Origin of the sequence: Halomonas sp. I5-271120 (genome assembly GCF_030553075.1) — a bacterium.
Classification (GTDB): Bacteria; Pseudomonadota; Gammaproteobacteria; order Pseudomonadales; family Halomonadaceae; genus Onishia; species Onishia taeanensis_A.
This window is the reverse complement of sequence record NZ_CP130701.1, coordinates 518,683-537,510: the sequence shown is the minus strand read 5'-3', so window position 1 is coordinate 537,510 and position 18,828 is coordinate 518,683. Positions and strand designations below refer to the sequence as shown.

Annotated in this window: 18 protein-coding genes; 12 read left to right on the top strand and 6 right to left on the bottom strand. The window is 63.9% G+C overall.

Going from position 1 to position 18,828, the window contains the following annotated elements:
- Nucleotides 1–99: 99 nt before the first annotated feature.
- From Q2K57_RS02370 to edd, 6 genes are all read right to left on the bottom strand, one after another.
- Complete coding sequence (locus Q2K57_RS02370) at nt 100–1,074, bottom strand: carbohydrate kinase (RefSeq protein ID WP_304526024.1); 975 nt, start codon at nt 1,072–1,074, stop codon at nt 100–102.
- Nucleotides 1,071–2,765, bottom strand: coding sequence for a glucose-6-phosphate isomerase (gene pgi / locus Q2K57_RS02365; RefSeq protein ID WP_304526023.1), 1,695 nt, complete (start codon nt 2,763–2,765; stop codon nt 1,071–1,073). Before pgi ends, Q2K57_RS02370 begins: the two co-directional genes overlap by 4 nt.
- Nucleotides 2,766–2,895: 130 nt before the next feature.
- On the bottom strand, nt 2,896–3,771 hold the full coding sequence (locus tag Q2K57_RS02360; protein WP_112054298.1) for an aldo/keto reductase family oxidoreductase: 876 nt from the start codon (nt 3,769–3,771) through the stop codon (nt 2,896–2,898).
- A complete protein-coding gene (locus Q2K57_RS02355; RefSeq protein ID WP_258396028.1) occupies nt 3,771–4,817 on the bottom strand; it encodes a D-hexose-6-phosphate mutarotase in 1,047 nt (348 codons plus the stop codon). The genes Q2K57_RS02360 and Q2K57_RS02355 overlap by 1 nt, the downstream gene beginning before the upstream one ends.
- The gene (gene glk, locus Q2K57_RS02350) at nt 4,814–5,782 is read right to left on the bottom strand and encodes a glucokinase (protein ID WP_112054300.1); all 969 of its coding nucleotides are present in this window, start codon (nt 5,780–5,782) and stop codon (nt 4,814–4,816) included. The genes Q2K57_RS02355 and glk overlap by 4 nt, the downstream gene beginning before the upstream one ends.
- Before the next feature lie 73 nt (nt 5,783–5,855).
- Nucleotides 5,856–7,742 (bottom strand): phosphogluconate dehydratase, encoded by a 1,887-nt coding sequence (gene edd / locus Q2K57_RS02345; RefSeq protein WP_181463047.1) that lies wholly within the window; start codon nt 7,740–7,742, stop codon nt 5,856–5,858.
- 223 nt (nt 7,743–7,965) lie between these two features.
- Between edd and gap the strand changes: the two genes are divergently transcribed.
- From gap to rpoS, 12 genes are all read left to right on the top strand, one after another.
- On the top strand, nt 7,966–8,967 hold the full coding sequence (gene gap / locus Q2K57_RS02340) for a type I glyceraldehyde-3-phosphate dehydrogenase (RefSeq protein ID WP_112054400.1): 1,002 nt from the start codon (nt 7,966–7,968) through the stop codon (nt 8,965–8,967).
- A 235-nt stretch (nt 8,968–9,202) separates the two neighbouring features.
- Entirely contained in the window at nt 9,203–9,619 is a 417-nt protein-coding gene (locus tag Q2K57_RS02335; protein WP_112054303.1) for a hypothetical protein, read from the top strand.
- 291 nt (nt 9,620–9,910) lie between these two features.
- Complete coding sequence (locus tag Q2K57_RS02330; protein WP_112054304.1) at nt 9,911–11,068, top strand: GNAT family N-acetyltransferase; 1,158 nt, start codon at nt 9,911–9,913, stop codon at nt 11,066–11,068.
- An 86-nt stretch (nt 11,069–11,154) separates the two neighbouring features.
- On the top strand, nt 11,155–11,451 hold the full coding sequence (gene ftsB, locus Q2K57_RS02325) for a cell division protein FtsB (protein ID WP_112054305.1): 297 nt from the start codon (nt 11,155–11,157) through the stop codon (nt 11,449–11,451).
- On the top strand, nt 11,448–12,170 hold the full coding sequence (gene ispD / locus Q2K57_RS02320; RefSeq protein WP_112054307.1) for a 2-C-methyl-D-erythritol 4-phosphate cytidylyltransferase: 723 nt from the start codon (nt 11,448–11,450) through the stop codon (nt 12,168–12,170). Before ftsB ends, ispD begins: the two co-directional genes overlap by 4 nt.
- Before the next feature lie 2 nt (nt 12,171–12,172).
- Nucleotides 12,173–12,673, top strand: a complete 501-nt coding sequence (gene ispF / locus Q2K57_RS02315; RefSeq protein WP_112054402.1) for a 2-C-methyl-D-erythritol 2,4-cyclodiphosphate synthase — start codon at nt 12,173–12,175, stop codon at nt 12,671–12,673.
- Between the two features lie 76 nt (nt 12,674–12,749).
- Nucleotides 12,750–13,778, top strand: a complete 1,029-nt coding sequence (truD, locus tag Q2K57_RS02310; protein WP_304526022.1) for a tRNA pseudouridine(13) synthase TruD — start codon at nt 12,750–12,752, stop codon at nt 13,776–13,778.
- A gap of 87 nt (nt 13,779–13,865) precedes the next feature.
- Nucleotides 13,866–14,612, top strand: coding sequence for a 5'/3'-nucleotidase SurE (gene surE / locus Q2K57_RS02305; protein WP_112054311.1), 747 nt, complete (start codon nt 13,866–13,868; stop codon nt 14,610–14,612).
- The gene (locus Q2K57_RS02300; protein ID WP_112054313.1) at nt 14,599–15,279 is read left to right on the top strand and encodes a protein-L-isoaspartate(D-aspartate) O-methyltransferase; all 681 of its coding nucleotides are present in this window, start codon (nt 14,599–14,601) and stop codon (nt 15,277–15,279) included. Before surE ends, Q2K57_RS02300 begins: the two co-directional genes overlap by 14 nt.
- Entirely contained in the window at nt 15,276–16,208 is a 933-nt protein-coding gene (locus tag Q2K57_RS02295) for a DUF368 domain-containing protein (protein WP_258396032.1), read from the top strand. Before Q2K57_RS02300 ends, Q2K57_RS02295 begins: the two co-directional genes overlap by 4 nt.
- A gap of 17 nt (nt 16,209–16,225) precedes the next feature.
- Nucleotides 16,226–17,410 (top strand): peptidoglycan DD-metalloendopeptidase family protein, encoded by a 1,185-nt coding sequence (locus Q2K57_RS02290; RefSeq protein WP_112054315.1) that lies wholly within the window; start codon nt 16,226–16,228, stop codon nt 17,408–17,410.
- 120 nt (nt 17,411–17,530) lie between these two features.
- On the top strand, nt 17,531–18,505 hold the full coding sequence (gene rpoS, locus Q2K57_RS02285; protein ID WP_112054316.1) for an RNA polymerase sigma factor RpoS: 975 nt from the start codon (nt 17,531–17,533) through the stop codon (nt 18,503–18,505).
- Nucleotides 18,506–18,828: the final 323 nt, after the last annotated feature.

The following is an 18,828-nucleotide window of genomic DNA, read 5'->3' as shown; positions in this document are numbered from 1 at the left end:
AGGGCAAAAACCCCCTAGCGACGATATATCGGAGGCGCCGCGAAATACTTTAGGTCGTTTGTCTAGCGCAAACAATGCATGTGTGCGGCTTCCCAGGATTCAGGGTTGCCAGGCGTCGAGCTCTCTGCGCCCCGGCAGGGCCTCATAGGAGCCGGGGCGGGTGACCGCGTGGGCACCGCAGCGGCAGGCGACATCCACGGCGCGGCGCAGCATGGCTTCATCGTGCCACCAGTCGTTGCCGGCTTGTTGGGCAGACAGGTCCTGATTGGCAAGAGTGGCCAGCAGCCCCCCGATGAAGGCATCGCCGCCGGCGGTAGTGTCTACCGCGGTGACGCGAGGCGGGGTGACCGTGAAATAGCCATTCACGGTGCGCACTTCGACCGCGCCAGGACCATCGGTGATCAGGATCAGGCGTACGCCGGCGGTCAGGCGCTCGGCCAGCCAGTCCTCGGCGGGGTGGTCCCCGCGCAGGAAATCGAGTTCCTCGCGGGCCAGCTTGAGCAGGGCGGCACGCTCGATCAGCTGCGTCACCGGTCCGACCTCGGCCTGGCCGGTCGACCACAGGTTGTGTCGCAGGTTGGCATCGACGCTGACCAGGCTTCCGCTCTTGGCCGCCATGTCGGCGAGACTCAGGGTCGTCTCGGCGATGCCGTCTTCGGTCAGGCTGTTGCTGCACAAATGCAGGATTGCCGGAGATTCGAAAACGCCGGCAGGCAGGTGTTCGAGGCGATACAGCAGGTCCGCCGCCGGTGGGCGATAGAAGTCGAAGGTGCGCTCGCCTGCCGCGTCACGAGAGACGAAGGCAAGCGCGGTGCGCGCTTCACGCGTGCGCACCACGCCCGAGGTATCGACCCCATGGGACTCGAGTTCGTCGGCCAGGAAGTCGCCGAAGTGGTCGTCGCCGAGCATGCCGAGAAAGCGGCTGGGCACGCCCAGACGGGCGCAGGCCACGGCGACATTGGCCGGCGCACCGCCGGCGTAGGGGGTGAAGGTCTCGGGGCCCTGGGCATCGTCGCCTAGACGGTTGGAGAGCATATCGACGAGGGCCTCGCCGAAGGCAATGATGGGCGTCATGAGGAAGTATCCTGCTTGGCCGGTGACTGGGTGGCTTTGGCCTTGGCGGTATTCTTCTTGGTGCCTTCAGCAGCCTTGGTCTTTGCGGCGGTACCGCTCTGGCGCTCGCCGAAGTGGCCGCGTACCAGGGCCAGCAGCCCCTGGGTCGAGGCATCGAAGTCCTGGCTGTTCTCGTCGATGCGCTCGCTGATCTCGCCGGCGATGCGCTTGCCGAGCTGAACGCCCCACTGATCGAAGGAATTGATGTTCCAGATCACGCCCTGCACGAACACCTTGTGTTCGTAGAGCGCGATCAGCGCGCCCAGGTTCTTCGGCGTCAGTTCATCCAGCAACAGGGTGCTCGACGGACGGTTACCCGGGCAGCTGTAGGGATCTAGCTGGCTGCTGTCCTGGCTGCCTTCCATGAAGGCATTGGCCTGGGCGAGCATGTTGGTCAGCAGAGCGAAGTGGTGATCCTCGAAGCCGGACTCGGGCTTCAGCGAAGCGATGAAGTCGATCGGCACGAAGCGTGTGCCCTGGTGCAGCAGCTGGAAGAAAGCGTGCTGCCCGTTGGAGCCGGTCTCGCCCCAGACGATCGGCCCGGTCTTGTAGTTGACCGGCTGGCCGAAGATATCCACCGACTTGCCGTTGGACTCCATGTCGAGCTGCTGCAGGAAGGCGGGCAGCTGATGCAGCGCCTGGTCGTAGGGCACGATGGCCTGAGTCTCGGCACCGTGGAAATTGATGTACCAGATGCCGATCAGCGCCATCAGCACCGGCATGTTCTCGGCGAAGGGGGCCTCGATGAAGTGCTTGTCCATCTCCTGAGCGCCTTCGAGCAGCTCGATGAAGCCCTCGAAACCAATGGACAGCGCGATGGGTAAGCCGATCGATGACCACATCGAATAACGCCCGCCGACCCAGGCCCAGAACTCGAAGACGTTCTCTTCACGGATGCCAAACTCCATCGCCGCCTTGCGGTTGGTCGAGGCGGCGATGAAGTGAGCGCCCACATCGGCGTCCTCGCCTGCACCGTCGAGGAACCAGCGCCGTGCGGTCTTGGCGTTGAGCAGCGTCTCCTGCGTCGAGAACGTCTTGGTCGAGACGATGAACAGCGTGGTCGCCGGGTCGAGGCGCTTCAGCACCTTCTGGATATGGGTGCCATCGACGTTGGAAACGAAGTGGAAGTTGAGTTCCGGGTGACGATGCTTGAGCAGCGCCCGGCAGGCCATGTTGGGGCCGAGGTCCGAGCCGCCGATGCCGATGTTGACCACGTCCTTGATCCGCTCGCCGCTGTAGCCTTTCCACTCGCCGCTGCGCACCTCTTCCGAGAAACGCTTGATCTGCTCGCGGGTCTGGTGAATCTCAGGCATCACGTTCTTGCCATCCACGTAGACCGGCTCGTCACTCAGATTGCGCAGGGCGGTGTGCAGCACCGGGCGATCTTCGGTGACGTTGATGATGTCGCCGGAGAACATCTGCGCGCGGCGCTGTACCAGGGCAGAATGGTCGGCAAGCTCGAGCAGCGTCTTGAGCACCTCGTCGGACACCTGATGCTTGGAGTAGTCGAGGAAGAGTCCACCGACGCGCAGGCTCATCTTCTCGAAGCGCTCGGGGTCAGCCGTGAAGTAGTCGCTGATGCGATCATTGGCGGTCTGCTGGTGCAGGCGCTCGAGGGCCTGCCAGGTGACGCTGCGGGTCAGTTGGAACATGCCGTCCTCCGGGATCGTGGGTGGCGTCATTGTTGTGGTGGTTGCTTGTTATCATGGTCGTCGATTGGATGAATCGAGTCACCCGTGGCGGATGTTTCTCTGTCAGCGCTCGTATCGGCACCCAGACCGCTCAGGCGACGCGGTGGCTGCGAGCCTCCTCGAGCAGGGCAAACCAGGTGGGGCGCTCCAGGTTCAGGTTGGCGCCGGTCAGCAATTCATCGATGCGGCTGGGCCTCAGGGTGCCAATCACCGGCACCGGGCGCTGGGGCAGGGCCCTGAGCCAGGCGAGGGCGAGGCCGGCGGAACTGGTCTCGAGGTCCTCCGCGATCCTTGAGAGCGATTCGCCGAGAACGTCCTCGAAGACGATGCCTCCGCCCAGCGGCGACCATGCCATGGGCTGCAGGTTATCGGCGATCAGAGCGTCATAGCGTCCGTCGAACAGCGGGTCAGGGTAGGCCAGCGACAGCTGCAGCTGGTGGCCGACCAGCTTGTGCTGCATGGCGTGCTGCAGTCGACGCCACTGTTCGGGCAGGAAGTTCGAGACCCCAGCGGCGCCGATCTTGCCGGCGTCAATGGCGGCGTCCAGTGCGCGGGCGGTGTCCTCGGCATTCATCAGCGGGTCGGGGCGGTGGAGCAGGAAGTGCTCGAGGCGCTCGACGCCGAGACGATCCAGGGCGTCGTCGATGGCCTGGGTGATGTACTCAGGCGAGCTGTCGTAGTGCTTGACGCCCATCGGCGAGAGATCGCGCCCGGGGGTGACGATGCTTGCCTTGGTGACGATCTTGACTCGCTTGGCGAGCTCCGGGCGGGCGCGCAGCGCCTGCCCGAACAGGGTTTCGCCCTGACGGTCGCCGTAGATGTCGGCATGGTCGAACCAGTTGAGGCCCTGGTCGAGGCGCGCCTCGATCCAGTCGGCCATGGCGTTCGGCTGGTGCAACGCCTCGTCTTCATGCAACCGCATCATGCCCAGCAGGAAGGGGGCATCGCGAAAAAGCTCGGTGCTCATCAATCGCTCTCCGCACGTGACAGGGTAGTGCCCAGCAGGTGCTGGGCACCGGGAACCAGCCAGACCGGATCGAGGCGCGTGAAGGCTGACTCGACGCACAGGAAGTGGCGACCGGCCTGCGCTGAGGTGTCGGCCGGCAGGTCATCGCCCGGATGCCAGACCACCGTCGAGTCGCTGCCCTGCTTGGCGATAGTGAGCTGGCGCTCGCCGTCATCCAATACCAGTGGCCGGTTGGAATGATAGATGCGATCCAGAGGACCACGGATGCCAAGCTCGCCCTGCTGCTCACGTTCGGCGAAGCCGGCGCGTTTGTCGAGATAGCGAGCACCCGCAAGGCCAGTAAGGCGGCAGCCCTGTACGTTGGCCACGGCCAGGTAGCTGTGCAGGGCGGCGGTCAGCTTGACCGGCGTTTCACCGACATGCTCGCTGATCAGCTCCACGTGCAGGCGCTGGGCATTGGCCTGGATCACCGCTCGCACCAGCAGCTGAGAGTGCAGGCGCTGAGTAGGCGAGAGGTGCAGCTCGACGCCTTCCTCATGCTCGTCCACGGCGTCCAGGTGCCAGTCCGTCAGGCGTGCCGGGCCATGCATGGGGCCGGAACGGTCCGGCGACTCATCGGCGGTATGCTCGTCGGCGAACCAGGGCCAGCATAGCGGGATACCCCCGCGAATCGCGCCCGGCCGCTGCTGTGGCGTAGGGGTGACCCAAAGCCAGCCACCGGGCACAAGGCCGCTTTCATCGGCGTCCGCCGCCGGAGATTCCGCTGCTTCTAGCGCAGCATCGGGCGTCTGAGTGGCGGGCGCTTTTCGTGCGGCATTGGGCGCGGGTGAAGCGCCTGCGGCTCGCCCGGTTTCGGGCGTCTGAGTGGCGGGTGCTTTTCGCGCGGCATCGGGCGCGGTTAAGAAGTGCAGCACCTGGGCGCCTTGCAGCGATACCACAAGCTCCCCCCAGGGCTCACGGGCCAGCCACAGGGTGCGCCCCTGCCATTCGGCTTGGCGCTGTCCATGAGTGGAATCCAGCAGTTCGCGCAGGGACCTTGGAATCATTCGACCTCCTCGTTGTGCAATGCCTCGGCGGCGCCCAGCAGCCCCGTCCAGGGTGCGGTCACCACCCAGCTCGGGATGTCGGCATTGTAAGCGCTCATCCGGCCCTTGTCGGCAAAGGCAGCACGAAAGCGGCTATCCGGCAGCCAGTCAATCAGCCGTGGCAGGATGCCACCGCACAGGTAGACACCGCCACGGGCACCGATGGTCAGGGCCGCATCGCCGCACACGTCTCCGAGGATCTTGAGGAAGCGCTGCACGGTGTCCACCGCGATGGCATCGCTTTCGGCGGCACCGGCCGTGACCTCGGCGGGGCTCTGATAGTGCGGGTTGACGCCCTTCAGGGAGGCATGGGCGCAGTAAAGGTCCAGAAGCCCCTGCCCGCAGAGGATGCGCTCCACCGAAACGCGGCCATAGCGTGAATGGAAATAGCGCAGCAGGTTCTGTTCTCGCTCGTCGGTGGGCGCGAAGGTCACATGTCCCCCCTCGGTAGGCAGCGGAATCCAGGCGTGCTGACCGGGGAAGACCCCGGCTACGCCGAGGCCGGTGCCGGGGCCGATCACCAGGCGGATGCTGTGTGCCTGGGCCGAGCCGCCGCCCACCGGGACGAGATCCTCGGTGGCGACATGAGGCACGCCCAGCGCCTGGGCGGTGAAGTCGTTGATGACTTTGAATAGCTTGAGGTTGAGCGACTGCTGTACCTCGGCTTTCGAGAAGGCCCAGGCATTGTTGGTCATCTTGACCCAGTCGTCGTGTACCGGGCAGGCGAAGGCCAGGCAGGCTTCCCGCGGGGCGCGCTCGCCACCATGGCCGACCCGCACCAGATAATCATCGACGGCGTCCACCAGGCTCGGATAGTCGGCGCAGGGCAGGCTCAGGATGTCGTGGGGCGCGAAACTCCCCGGCGTCACCAGCGCAAAGCGTGCGTTGGTGCCACCAATATCACCAATCAGGGCAGGGCGGGTCATGTATCTGCCTCCGGCGTTCGAAAAAGGGCGCCGCCGCTTTCGGCGGCGGCACCCATCAGAGCGGGGCGGGTCACTAGGCGTCCTCTTCCTGAATCTGCTGTTGCTGGCGCGCCAGGTCGTCGGCTTCGAAGCCGCCGAACACGCCGGCACCTTCTTCGGCGCCCATGGCCAGATGGCGGAAGCCGGCAAAGAGCTCGCGGCCAAGCCCAGAGTGGTAGTGCTCCAGGTTGGCGTCAGCCAGGGAGCGCTTGGCCCACTCATCGGCCTTGACGAGTACGCTGAGCTCGCCGCGGTTGGCGTCAAGGCGCACCACGTCGCCTTCCTTGAGCTTGGCCAGTGGGCCGCCGTCGATGGCTTCCGGAGTCATGTGGATGGCCGCCGGCACCTTGCCCGAGGCGCCTGACATGCGCCCGTCGGTGACCAGGGCGACCTTGAAACCACGATCCTGCAGCACGCCGAGGAAAGGCGTGAGCTTGTGCAGTTCCGGCATGCCGTTGGCCTTTGGCCCCTGGAAGCGCACCACGACCACCACGTCTCGGTCGAGCTCGCCGGCTTCGAAGGCGGCCTTGAGCTGATTCTGATCATCGAAGATCCGCACCGGCGCTTCCACCAGCCGGTGCTCGGCTTCCACGGCAGAGACCTTGATCACCCCGCGGCCCAGATTGCCGTCAAGTACGGTCAGGCCGCCGGTCGGGGCGAAGGCCTCAGATACCGGACGCAGCACATCGCGGTCGAGGCTCTCGGTGGGGCCCTCGTGCCAGACCAGCTTGCCGTCCTCGAGGAAGGGCTCCTGGGTGTAGGCGCTCATGTCGGTGCCGAAGACGGTAGCGATATCCTGGTGGATCAGCCCGGCGCCGAGCAGTTCGCGAATCAGCAGGCTCATGCCGCCGGCGGCCTGGAAATGGTTGATGTCGGCCTGACCGTTGGGGTAGATGCGCGTCATGCTCGGCACCACGGCGGAAAGGGCAGTGAAGTCGTCCCAGGTGATGGTCAGCCCCGCCGCGGCGGCCATGGCCACCAGATGCAGGGTGTGGTTGGTCGAGCCGCCGGAGGCCAGCAGGCCGACCATGGCGTTGACAATCGCCTTCTCATCGACTTGCTTGTAGAAGGGACGATAGTCGCCGCCGGCCTCTGTGTTGCGGATCGTCTGTTCGGCCGCGTAGCGGGTCAGTGCCTCGCGCAGCGGGGTGCCCGGGTTGATGAATGAAGCGCCGGGCAGGTGCAGACCCATGATCTCCATCATCAACTGGTTGGAGTTGGCAGTGCCATAGAAGGTGCAGGTGCCCGGGCCATGGTAAGAATCGGACTCGGCCTGCAGGAGATCTTCGCGGCCGACTTTGCCTTCGGCGAACAGCTGGCGGATACGGGCCTTTTCCTTGTTGGGGAGGCCACTGGTCATAGGGCCGGCCGGCACGAAGGTCGACGGCAGGTGGCCGAAGCGCGCGGCGCTGATGAACAGTCCTGGCACGATCTTGTCACATACACCGAGGAAGATCGCACCGTCGAACATGTTGTGCGATAGCCCCACGGCGGCGGCCATTGCGATCACCTCGCGGGAGTAAAGCGACAGCTCCATGCCAGGCTGGCCCTGTGTGACGCCGTCGCACATGGCCGGTACGCCGCCGGCGAACTGGGCGGTCGAGCCCATGGCGCGGGCGGCATCCTTGATGGTTTCCGGGAAGGATTCCAGCGGCTGGTGCGCCGACAGCATGTCGTTATATGACGAAATGATGCCGAGGTTGGCACTGTTCATCATCTTGAGCCGACCCTTGTCGGTATCGCCGCACGCGGCGAAGCCGTGAGCCAGGTTGCCGCAGGACAGCTCGCCGCGATGCACACCGCGGCCATGCTGGTCGGCCATGCGGCGTTCATAGAGAGCCCGCCGCTCCTGGGAGCGTTCGCGAATGCGTTCGGTGACCTGGCGGACGACGTCGTTCAGAGGGGTATCTTGTGTAGCCATGGGCAGCCTCGCTGAGGGGTGGTGGGTGGCAATGTTTGTAAATTTAGCAAAAAATTGCCTTGAATGTCGTCATGCTTTGGGCCAAATTGGGGCGCAAATGTAAGATTATTTCACTGGGGGTCGCGGCGGTATTTCGACCGTCTCTCGTATGCTTCGGGCAATGTTCCTGCATATGACCCTCGATTCAAGCAGACGCCAGCAGAATCAGCGTGAGGATGCCGTCATGACGTTACGAGTAGCTATCAATGGTTTCGGCCGCATCGGCCGCAATGTGCTGCGAGCACTCTACGAAAACGGTTACAGCGACCGGATCGAGGTCGTTGCCATCAATGACCTGGGCGATCCGTCGCTCAATGCTCACCTGCTCAAGCACGATAGCGTGCATGGGCATTTCCCGCATCGGGTCGAGCACGATGACGAGAGCATCAGCATCGATGGTCAGCGCATCAGCATCTACGCTCAGCGAGATCCGGCACAGCTGCCGTGGAAATCCCTGAACGTCGATCTGGTCATGGAGTGCACCGGTCTTTTCGTCAAGAAGGCCGATGCCGGCAAACACCTTGAGGCCGGTGCCGGTCGCGTGCTGATTTCCGCGCCGAGCCCGGATGCCGACGCCACCGTGGTGTTTGGCGTCAACGACGACGTGCTGACTGCCGAACACAAGGTCGTGTCCAATGCCTCCTGCACTACCAACTGTCTGGCGCCGGTGGCCAAGGCCCTGAACGATGCTGTAGGCATCGAGAACGGCCTGATGACCACCGTTCATGCCTATACCAACGACCAGAATCTGTCTGACGTCTACCACAAGGACCCGTACCGGGCGCGCAGCGCGACCCAGTCGATGATCCCGACCAAGACCGGTGCCGCTGCGGCGGTGGGACTGGTGCTGCCGGAGCTCGAAGGCAAGTTCGACGGCCTGGCGGTGCGCGTGCCGGTGATCAACGTGTCGCTGGTCGATCTGGTGTTCAACGCCAGTCGCGACACCACCAAGGAAGAGATCAACGAGATCGTCGCCAAGGCGGCGGAAGGCTCCAAGGTGCTGGCCGTCAACGCCCAGCCGCTGGTGTCGATTGACTTCAATCATGATCCCAATTCCTCCACCTTCGATGCCAACCACACGCGGGTCAACGGTCGCCTGGTCAAGGTGATGGCCTGGTATGACAACGAGTGGGGCTTCTCCAATCGCATGCTGGACACAGCGCTGGCCATGCACGCCGCCTCCTGAGGCGGTAAAGGGTACGGACATCGCGTCATCCTGCGGTTCCGGCGATCTCACGGCTCCGCTCGTGTTCGCAGGCCGGCGGGATGTCCTACTTGCAGCAGAGGGTGCCGATAGGCACCCTTTTTTGTTGCCTTTCTTCATGACTTGGCGCTAATGGGGTCTCGCACTGGCGGCTTAGCTGCTAAGCTCTCACTTATCAAGGTCAATCATCTTCCTCAGCTTCAGGAAGCCAGCCATCATGGACAAGGCAGTAGCAGACACACATTGCCTCTTGGGGTCACAGCTGCGTGATCCGGACAGCGGGCGCCTGGGGCGTATCGTGGGCATCGATCAGTCCCGCGAGGCCCCGGCACTGCTGGTCAACTGGGGCCAGTCGGGCGTAGAACGAGTGGCGCTCAGCGTCACCGAGCTGTCTGATCTGGTAACGGCAAGCCTTGCCCATGAGCGCAATGTGCGTGAAAACGTTCGCGAAGACAGGACCGTCTCGGAACGCCAGCCTTCCCGCGCCGCTGAGCAGGCCCACGAGCGCACGCGCAGAGACCAGCCAGCGGGTCGCGCTCGAGATGACGAAGCTGCACCCAATGTCTCCTCATCGGCAGCGACCGGGGCGGTCGACTATCGCCCCCTGGCGACCGGCAGCGATGGTCGCCGCTGAGGACAGGGCTGCTTAGCCGTCACCTGGGTGAGAGTGGGCGTTGACTGCCGCCGGGTTTAATCGTAGTTATTTATCGTATTTTGAGTCAGAAATATTTGAGTCGGGCACGTTGAGCGCGCTTGATTCTAGGTTTAATTTTAGTTCTAGCTATTAGATCTGGACGTCAGATCCAAGTGTTGGCGTTGGCCATCAGGTTCAGGTATCAGCGACGCAAGCTCGTCCACGCCTGAGTCATCCGCTCAATGGCCTTCCAGTCGTCCACTCGTCACTCTTTTGATCTCTGAGGTCGCGATGACCGCTCCTTCCCGGCCCGATCAGACGGGTCTGTCGATTTCCTGTGTCGATGCCGTTGCCGCTATCCCGCGTGATGAGTGGAATGCCCTGGTAGGGGATGATCATCCCTTCCTGCGTCACGAGTTTCTGCATGCCCTGGAAGCCAGCGGCGCGGTGGCGCCTGACACCGGCTGGGCGCCCAGGCACCTGACGCTATGGCGGGGCGGCGTGCTGGTCGGCGTGCTACCCAGCTATGACAAGACACACTCCTACGGGGAGTACGTCTTCGATTGGGGGTGGGCGGATGCCTGGGAGCGTGCCGGCGGGGAGTATTACCCCAAGGCGCTGTCGGCCATTCCCTTTACGCCGGCTCCGGGCCCTCGGCTGGCCCTGGCGCCCGGCGAGGATCGGTTGGCGGCCATGCAGCTGCTGGCGGGCAGTTGGGAAGGTCGCGACATTCTCACCTGGCACCTGCTGTTTGCCGAAGACGCCGAAGTCGATGACTGGTGCACCGCTCGTCCCGGGCTCATCGAGAGACGGGGCGTGCAATTCCAGTGGCAGGACGCGGGCTACGGGGACTTCGACGGTTTCCTGATGGCCATGACGTCGCGCCGGCGCAAGGAGATTCGCCGCGAGCGTCGCATCGTTGCCGATCAGGGGCTCAGCCTGCACCGCCTGGAAGGCGAGGCTATCGACGCGGATGCCCTCGAGCACTTCTATCGCTGCTACCAGATCACCTACCTGGAGCGTGGCCGACAGGGCTATCTGAATGTCGAGTTCTTCCAGCGCCTGCGGGAAAGCCTGCCCGAGGCTCTGGTGCTGATTCAGGCCCGGTTACAAGGCAAGCCGGTAGCGGCAGCACTCTGTCTGCAGGGGCGTCATACCCTCTACGGGCGCTACTGGGGGAGTGAGGTCATGGCTGACTGCCTGCACTTCGAAGCCTGCTACTACCAGGGCATCGAGCACTGCCTGGAGCGAGGGCTCAGTCGCTTCGATCCCGGCACCCAGGGTGAGCACAAACTTACCCGGGGGTTCTCGCCGCGCCGACTGCGCTCGCTGCATCACATCGCTGATCCTCGCCTGCATGATGCCGTGGCCCGCTTCTGCCACGAGGAAGGCGCCCAGGTCGAGGCCTACTGTCAGCAGGCCGAGGCGTCGCTGCCGTTCAAGCATTGATCACCGTAGACGGATGGCACCGCTCGCCGCTGGTCGAGAGATGATGGCATAATGCGTGCCATCGAAATCCCCTGACAGGACCCTTCATGCTCAAGTGGTTGGCCATCGTGCTGGTTGCCCTGATTATGCTGCTGCAGTACCGGCTGTGGTTCGGCGAGGGCGGGCTCAAGGAGTACTCTCAGATCCGCGCTCGAGCCGATGCCATGGAAAACGAGAACCAGCCGATGCGGGCGCGTAACGAGCGGCTTGCCGCCGAGGTGGTCGACCTCAAGAACGGTCTCGATGCCATCGAAGAGCGAGCGCGGAGCGACATCGGTATGGTGCGTCGCGACGAGCAGTTCTACTGGGTGCCGGATGTCAACGCCGACAAGGAGAGCCCATGAGCCGTCTGTGGCTGATCGTGCCGGCCGCCGGCCAGGGACGGCGCATGGGGGCCGACCGCCCCAAGCAGTACCTGGAGCTCGGCGGTCGTCCGGTATTGGCACACACCCTGTCACGCCTGTATCAGGCCTTTCCCGAGGCCGGCCTCTGCCTGTGCCTGGATGACGATGACCGCTGGTTCGATCCGGCCTGGGTGCCCTTTGCCGACTGGCGACGCAGCTCGGGCGGCGCGGAGCGGGCCGATACCGTGAGCCGGGCGCTTGCTATGCTCGGTGAGCAGGCCGGCGACGATGACCTGGTGCTGGTGCATGACGTGGCCAGGCCCTGTGTGTCCCTCGGGGATCTAGCGCGGTTGCGGGCTGCTATCGAGGAAGAACCGGCAGGAGCGCTGCTGGCGACGCCGGTGGCCGACACCATGAAGCGCGCCGATGCCGCCGGGCGGGTCGCCACCACCGAGCCACGCAGCGGCCTGTGGCATGCCCAGACGCCCCAGGGCTTTCGCGTCGGTCTCCTGCGCGAGGCCCTTGAGGCAGCACGCTTGCAGGGCGTGGCCGTCACCGACGAGGCTTCCGCCGTCGAGGCACTGGGCTTCGCGCCGTGCCTGGTGGTGGGGCGTCGCGATAATCTCAAGATCACTCATCCCGAAGACCTGGCGCTGGCGGCTCATGTGCTGGCCGCCCAGGCCGCGTCTTCGCAAGCTTTCGGGAATAGCACCACATGACGCTGCGGATCGGCCACGGTTTCGACGTTCATCGCTTCGGCGAGGGCGACCACCTGATGCTAGGCGGGGTGCGGGTTCCCTTCGAACGCGGCTTCGTCGCCCACTCCGACGGCGACGTGCTGCTGCATGCCGTTTGTGATGCCCTGCTCGGCGCCTGTGCCCTTGGCGATATCGGCCGCCACTTCCCCGACACCGACCAGGCCTGGGCGGGGGCCGACAGTCGTGCGCTGCTGCGCCACGTGATGCGTCTGGTGCAGGGCAAGGGCCTGCGGGTCGGTAATCTGGACGTCACGCTTATCGCCCAGGCGCCGAAGATGGCGCCTCACCTGATGGCCATGATCGAGCACCTGGCCGCTGATCTCGAGGTCGCGTCAGGCGCCGTCAACGTCAAGGCCACCACCACGGAAAAGCTTGGCTTTACCGGTCGCGGCGAGGGCATCGCCGCCGAGGCGGTGGTGCTGCTCGAGGCGCGTCCACCGTTGGGAGCCCGCCATGACGGCTGAAGCGACACCCTGGCCCCCGGCCTGGCCGAGGGCACTGGGCTTAACATCGGACATGGCACCGGACAGGGTGTCGGGCATGGGATCACACGAGGCGCTGCCGGCCGGGGATTACCGGGCCGTGCCCGAGGATTTCGTGGTCGAGGAGTGTCTGGGGTTCAGCCCGGAAGGCAGCGGTGAACATCTCTGGCTGTGGGTCGAAAAGCGTGCGCTGACGACTCACGAGCTGGCCCGGATGCTGGCCCAGGTGTGCGGCGTGCGGGAGCGCGATATCGGCTATGCGGGCATGAAGGATCGCCAGGCGGTGACACGCCAGTGGCTCTCGGTGCATCTTCCTGGCCGTGAAGCCCCCGAGGATATCCAGGCGGCGCTGGATGCACGGCTTGCAAGCGATGATGCCCGCTCGGTGCGCCTGCTCGATCAGGCCCGCCACCCGCGCAAGCTCAAGCGGGGCGTGCATCGGGGCAACCACTTCCTGCTGCGCCTGAGCGGCGATGTCGTCGACGACCCCATGCTCGAGTCACGCTGGCAGAGGCTGATCGAAGGCGGAGTGCCCAACTATTTCGGCCCGCAGCGTTTCGGTCCCGACGGACGCAATCTGGCCAGGGCGCGAGCGCTGCTGGCGCGGGGCTGGCGCAAGCGGGATGATCGCCAGGGCATGTTGCTGTCGGCGGCGCGCAGTTACCTGTTCAACCAACTCCTGGCCGCGCGCATCGTGGATAATAGCTGGGCCACTCCGCTGCCGGGCGAGCTTGTCATGCTCGAGGGCACCGCCAGCCAGTTTCTGGTCGATGACGTCGACGACGAGCTGCGGGAACGTGCGGCGCGTCTGGATGTCCATCCCAGCGGCGTGCTGTGGGGTAGTGGCCGCCTGGCCAGTCAGGACCAGGCGGCAGAACGGGAGCGTGCGATGATCGCCTCCGAGCCCGAGCTTGCTGCCGGGCTCGAGGCGGCCGAGGTGCGCATGGGGCGCCGCCCGCTGCGTCTGCGTCTCGACGCACCGCGCCTGGCCCGGGATGGTCATGAGCTTCGGCTGGCCTTCGGCCTGCCGCGGGGCGCCTTCGCCACCGCGGTGCTGCGTGAGTTGATGACACACCCGACCCTATAGGGCGGGCCATAGAACAGGGGCAGCCGTTGGGCGGCTGTCCTTCCGCCGGCGATTGCCGGCCGGATGTTGGGAAGGCAAGGAGATCGGATGCACCGTTTGTTGCTGTCCAATGATGATGGCGTCCATGCCCCGGGGCTTCGGGCGCTGTATGACGCCCTGAGTGATCATGCCCACCTGCGGGTGGTGGCGCCTGACCGTGACAAGAGCGGGGCCAGCAATTCGCTGACCCTGAATCGGCCGCTGATGCTGTCGGGGCTGGATAACGGTTTCTACAGCGTTGATGGCACGCCAGCCGACTGCGTCTACCTCGGCGTCAATGGGGTCTGGGAAGAGCGTCCGGACCTGGTCATATCGGGCATCAACCATGGCGCCAACCTGGGTGATGACGTTCTCTACTCCGGCACCGTAGCCGCAGCCATGGAGGGGCGCAACCTGGGCATGTCGGCGATCGCCATGTCGCTGGTCGGTCAGCGCTATTTCGAAACCGCCGGGCGCGTGGCGGCAAGCCTGGTCGGTGCTGCGTCCTCCCTGTCACTGCCGCCCCGCAGCCTGCTCAACGTCAATGTGCCGGACCTGCCCTGGGACCAGATCCGTGGCTTCAAGGTCACAAGGATGGGTTATCGTGGCCCCGCCGCCAAGCCGATGAAAGTGCTCGACCCGCGTGGCCGCGAGCGTTATTGGATCGCCGCCGTTGGTGAGAACGCCGATGATGGCCCGGATACCGACTTCGCCGCCGTGGAGGCGGGGTTCGTGTCGATCACGCCATTGCAAACCGACCTGACGCGCCATGCCGCGTTGGGAGACGTACAGGGGTGGCTGGATGCCTTTGCGTGAGTTGAAAGATCCGGCGTTGATCGGTGTCGGCATGACCTCTCAGCGCACCCGGGATCGTCTGGTAGGGCGCCTGGAAGAGGCCGGCATCGCCGATGAGCGGGTGCTGGATACCCTGCGCCGGGAGCCTCGTCACCTGTTTCTCGACGAGGCTCTGTCGCATCGGGCCTACGAGGACAGCTCTCTGCCGATCGGGCATGGCCAGACCCTGTCTCAGCCGTGGATAGTGGCGCGGATGAGCGAGCTGGTGGTGGCCGAGGCGCCGCAGCGGGTGCTTGAGGTCGGAACCGGCTCTGGCTATCAGACCCTGATACTCTCGCGGCTGGTGCCGCGGGTGTTTTCTGTCGAGCGTATCGCCGCGCTCAAGGAACGGGCCGCCGAGCGGCTTCGTCGCCTGTTGGTGCATAACGTCACGCTGCGCCTGGCCGACGGCGGGCACGGCTGGCGCGAGGCCGCGCCCTTCGACGTGATTCTGCTAACAGCCTGCGCCAGCGAACTGCCGCCGGCGCTGCTCGATCAGCTGGCACAGGGCGGTGTCCTGATCACGCCGCTTGAGGATGATGCCGGCCATCAATGGCTGACGCGGGTGCGCCGACAGGGTCAGCATTTTGAATACCAGCGGCTGGAGCCCGTGCGCTTCGTGCCGCTATTACAGGGAGTCATACGTTGAAGCGGTCCTATTCAGTTTTCCTCAAGGGTGCCGGCATGGGGGCCGCCGATGCGGTGCCCGGCGTCTCCGGCGGTACCATTGCCTTTATCACCGGCATCTACGAGGAATTGATCTATTCCATCAAGAACTTCGGGCCCAGTGCCTGGGGTGCCTGGCGGCGTGGTGGCCTCAAGGGAGTGGCGGTTCATCTCAATCTCGGTTTCGTGATTCCTCTGGTACTGGGGATCGGCGTCAGCCTGGTAAGCGTTGCTCACCTGGTTACCTACCTGCTCGAAAACCAGCGGTTGCTGCTCGACGCCTTCTTCTTCGGCCTGGTCGCTGCCTCGGCCTGGGTCGTGAGCCGTCGGCTGACCGACTGGCGAATCTGGCATGTGCTGCCGTTGGCTGCCGGCCTCTTGCTGGCGGACGGTCTGCCAGCGCTGATGCCGCTGGTCAGCGGGTTGGGCAGCGAGGGTCTGATGCTTGGCGTGGCGGGTGCGATCGCCATCAGTGCCATGCTCCTGCCGGGCATTTCGGGCAGCTTCCTGCTGCTGACCATGGGGCTCTATAGCAGCGTGATGGAGGGCCTCAAGGCCTTCGACGTGGTGCTGATGGCGCAGTTTGGGTTGGGGTGCCTGGTGGGGCTGGTGACCTTTTCGCGGCTGCTATCCTGGTTGCTTTCGCGTTTTCATACCGCGACCCTGCAGCTGCTGATCGGCTTCATTCTCGGGTCCTTGCCGTTGTTGTGGCCCTGGCGGGAATTGGTCAGCTACCGTCTGGGGCCCGATGAGCAGATCATCCCGATGGAATACCGGTATCTGCTACCTAATGACTATGCCCAGCTGACGGGTGATCCGTCGGCTCTGTTCCCGGCCGTGGCTCTGATGCTGGCCGGCCTGATTCTGGTGCTGGCGGTGGGGCGTTTTGCTTCGCCGACCGACAGCCACTGACAAGGAGGAAGTTTGTGATGCGCAAGGCTCTGTTGGCCTCTGCCGTGACGTTGTCCCTGGCCGCCTGTGCGGCCCAGCCCCCGGAAGGGGCGAATGGCATACAGGTACAGGATCTCTCGTTGACCCGTAAGCAGGCGACTACCGGCACCTATACCGTCGAACCCGGCGATACGCTCTACGGCATCGCCTGGCGTTATGAGATGGATTTCCGCGATCTGGCCCAGCTCAACGGCATTACTCCGCCCTATCGCATTAAGCCAGGCCAGCAGTTGAGCCTGTCAGGCGGCCAGGGCGGGAGTTTGCAGGGAACCGCCATTGCTCAGGCCGAAACGGCTGGTGGGGCCCAGGCCAGCGCGGCCCGCAGCGGTGGCGGTGAAAGCCCGGACTGGCTGGAGCCGGATACCTCGGCCATCGAGCGTAATCGCCGGCTTACCTCCGCGCCGTTACCCGACTCTTCCGGTGAGCAGGCCGGTCAACAGACCCAGGCGTCAGCGGCCGACACTGGCCAAGCAGCCAATCAGGGAGCTGACCAAGGCGGCACAGCGGTTGCTGGTGGCGAGCAAGCGCCGGGCCCGGTCTACAACTACGAAAGCCCAGGCGCCGATGGCGAACTGAGTGCGGCCGACCGCGCTGAGCGGGAAGCCCGTGAGAAGGCTCACGCCGCCGAGCAGCAACAACAGGAAGCGGGCACGACGGAGGCCAAATCTGAAACGGCTTCAGCCCCGTCGTCCGAGCAAAGCAAGACGCCATCTCAGCAGGCTGACGCTGGCGCTGCAGTAGCCGGGGAAAGTGAACCGGCTTCCGAGCGACGCACTTATCAGCCTGTCGATGAGGTGCCTTGGCAGTGGCCTGCTGACGGCGAGGTGATTAACGGCTTCGGTGAAGGATCGAGCATTACCGCAGGCATTGATATCGGAGGTCAAAAGGGGCAGTCTGTCAAGGCGGCCGGCCCAGGAATCGTGGTCTATGCAGGGGATGGCGTACGGGGATACGGCAACCTGATCCTGCTCAAGCACAATAATCAGTTCCTGAGTGCCTATGCCCACAATGACAGTCTACAGGTGAAGGAAAACGACGTGGTCGAAGCCGGTGAAGTGATCGCCACCATGGGAGACACCGACGCCGATGCCGTCAAACTGCACTTCGAGGTGCGCAAGGATGGGCAGCCCAAGGATCCCCTGGATTTTCTCCCTGGGCGTTGACCCGCAGCGCTTGACGTAGGCGGGAGCCTACGACAGAAGCCTAATGGCCAGGCCTTCGCTATCGCAGTATAAGCGCTGGGGGCGACCTGGCCATGGCTAAGCAGATAGTGGGGTAGCGAGATGAGCATGCTTGAACGGGATATTCAGGATGTCGAGATAGAGGATGTCGAAACGACAGGTGGCGATGAGGTCGAAGAGGCACAAGAGAAAGATGAAAGGGCGTTCGAGAAGGCCCTGAACCGGGAAGAGAACACCTATCATCACAGTCTCGATGCCACCCAGATCTATCTCAACGAAATCGGTTTCTCGCCGCTGCTGAGTCCCGAGGAAGAAGTGCACTTTGGTCGCCTCGCCCAGGCCGGCGCCCCTGCCGGGCGCTCGCGGATGATCGAGTCCAATCTCCGCCTGGTGGTCAAGATCGCCAGGCGCTACCTGAACAGGGGGCTGTCGCTGCTTGACCTGATCGAGGAGGGCAACCTTGGTCTCATTCGCGCCGTGGAGAAATTCGACCCCGAGCGTGGATTTCGCTTCTCTACCTATGCAACCTGGTGGATTCGTCAGACCATCGAGCGTGCGCTGATGAATCAGACGCGTACCATTCGACTGCCCATTCACGTGGTCAAGGAACTCAACATCTATCTGCGTGCGGCCCGTGAGCTGACCCAGAAACTCGACCACGAGGCCACCGCCGAGGAAATTGCTGACTTCCTCGATAAGCCGGTGGCGACGGTCAAGAAGATGATGGGGCTCAATGAACGGGTATCATCGGTGGATTACCCGATGGGTGGCGAGAGCGACAAGCCGCTGATCGAGACGTTGGCCGATGACAATGACCATGGCCCCGAGTCCTCGCTGGTCGACGGCGATGTAAAACAGCACGTTGACGATTGGCTGGCCGAACTCACCGAGAAACAGATGGAAGTGGTGGTCAGGCGTTTTGGCCTGCGCGGCCATGAGGCGGCCACGCTCGAGGAGGTCGGTGAAGAAATTGGCCTGACCCGTGAGCGAGTTCGCCAGATTCAAGTAGAGGCACTAAAGAAGCTGCGGCGCGTCCTCGAGAAGCAGGGCCTATCGCTGGACGCCATTTTCGAGTGATCTACCCCATATACGCCGCGATGACTGCATCGCGGCGTTTTTGCGACTGCTGTGCGCCGGCATAATCGCCGTTGCTGCTGGCATTGCCCCTCTGTGCGTTCTCAAACCTCTCTCCCTGCCGATCATCGCGTGCGGGTCGAGGGTGCTATGGAGGGTGGAAGACCCGAGCGTGCGATTGGTAGTCGAATAATCTTAAATAAATATTCTTGATAGTCTTTTAGAATGTATTTTTAACTAAAATCGGTTAAAAGTTTCGTGAAAAAGCGCGCCAGATGACAAATAATCTTAGGCTCTTTTTTGTCCTCTCCAATCTGGCCGGAGAC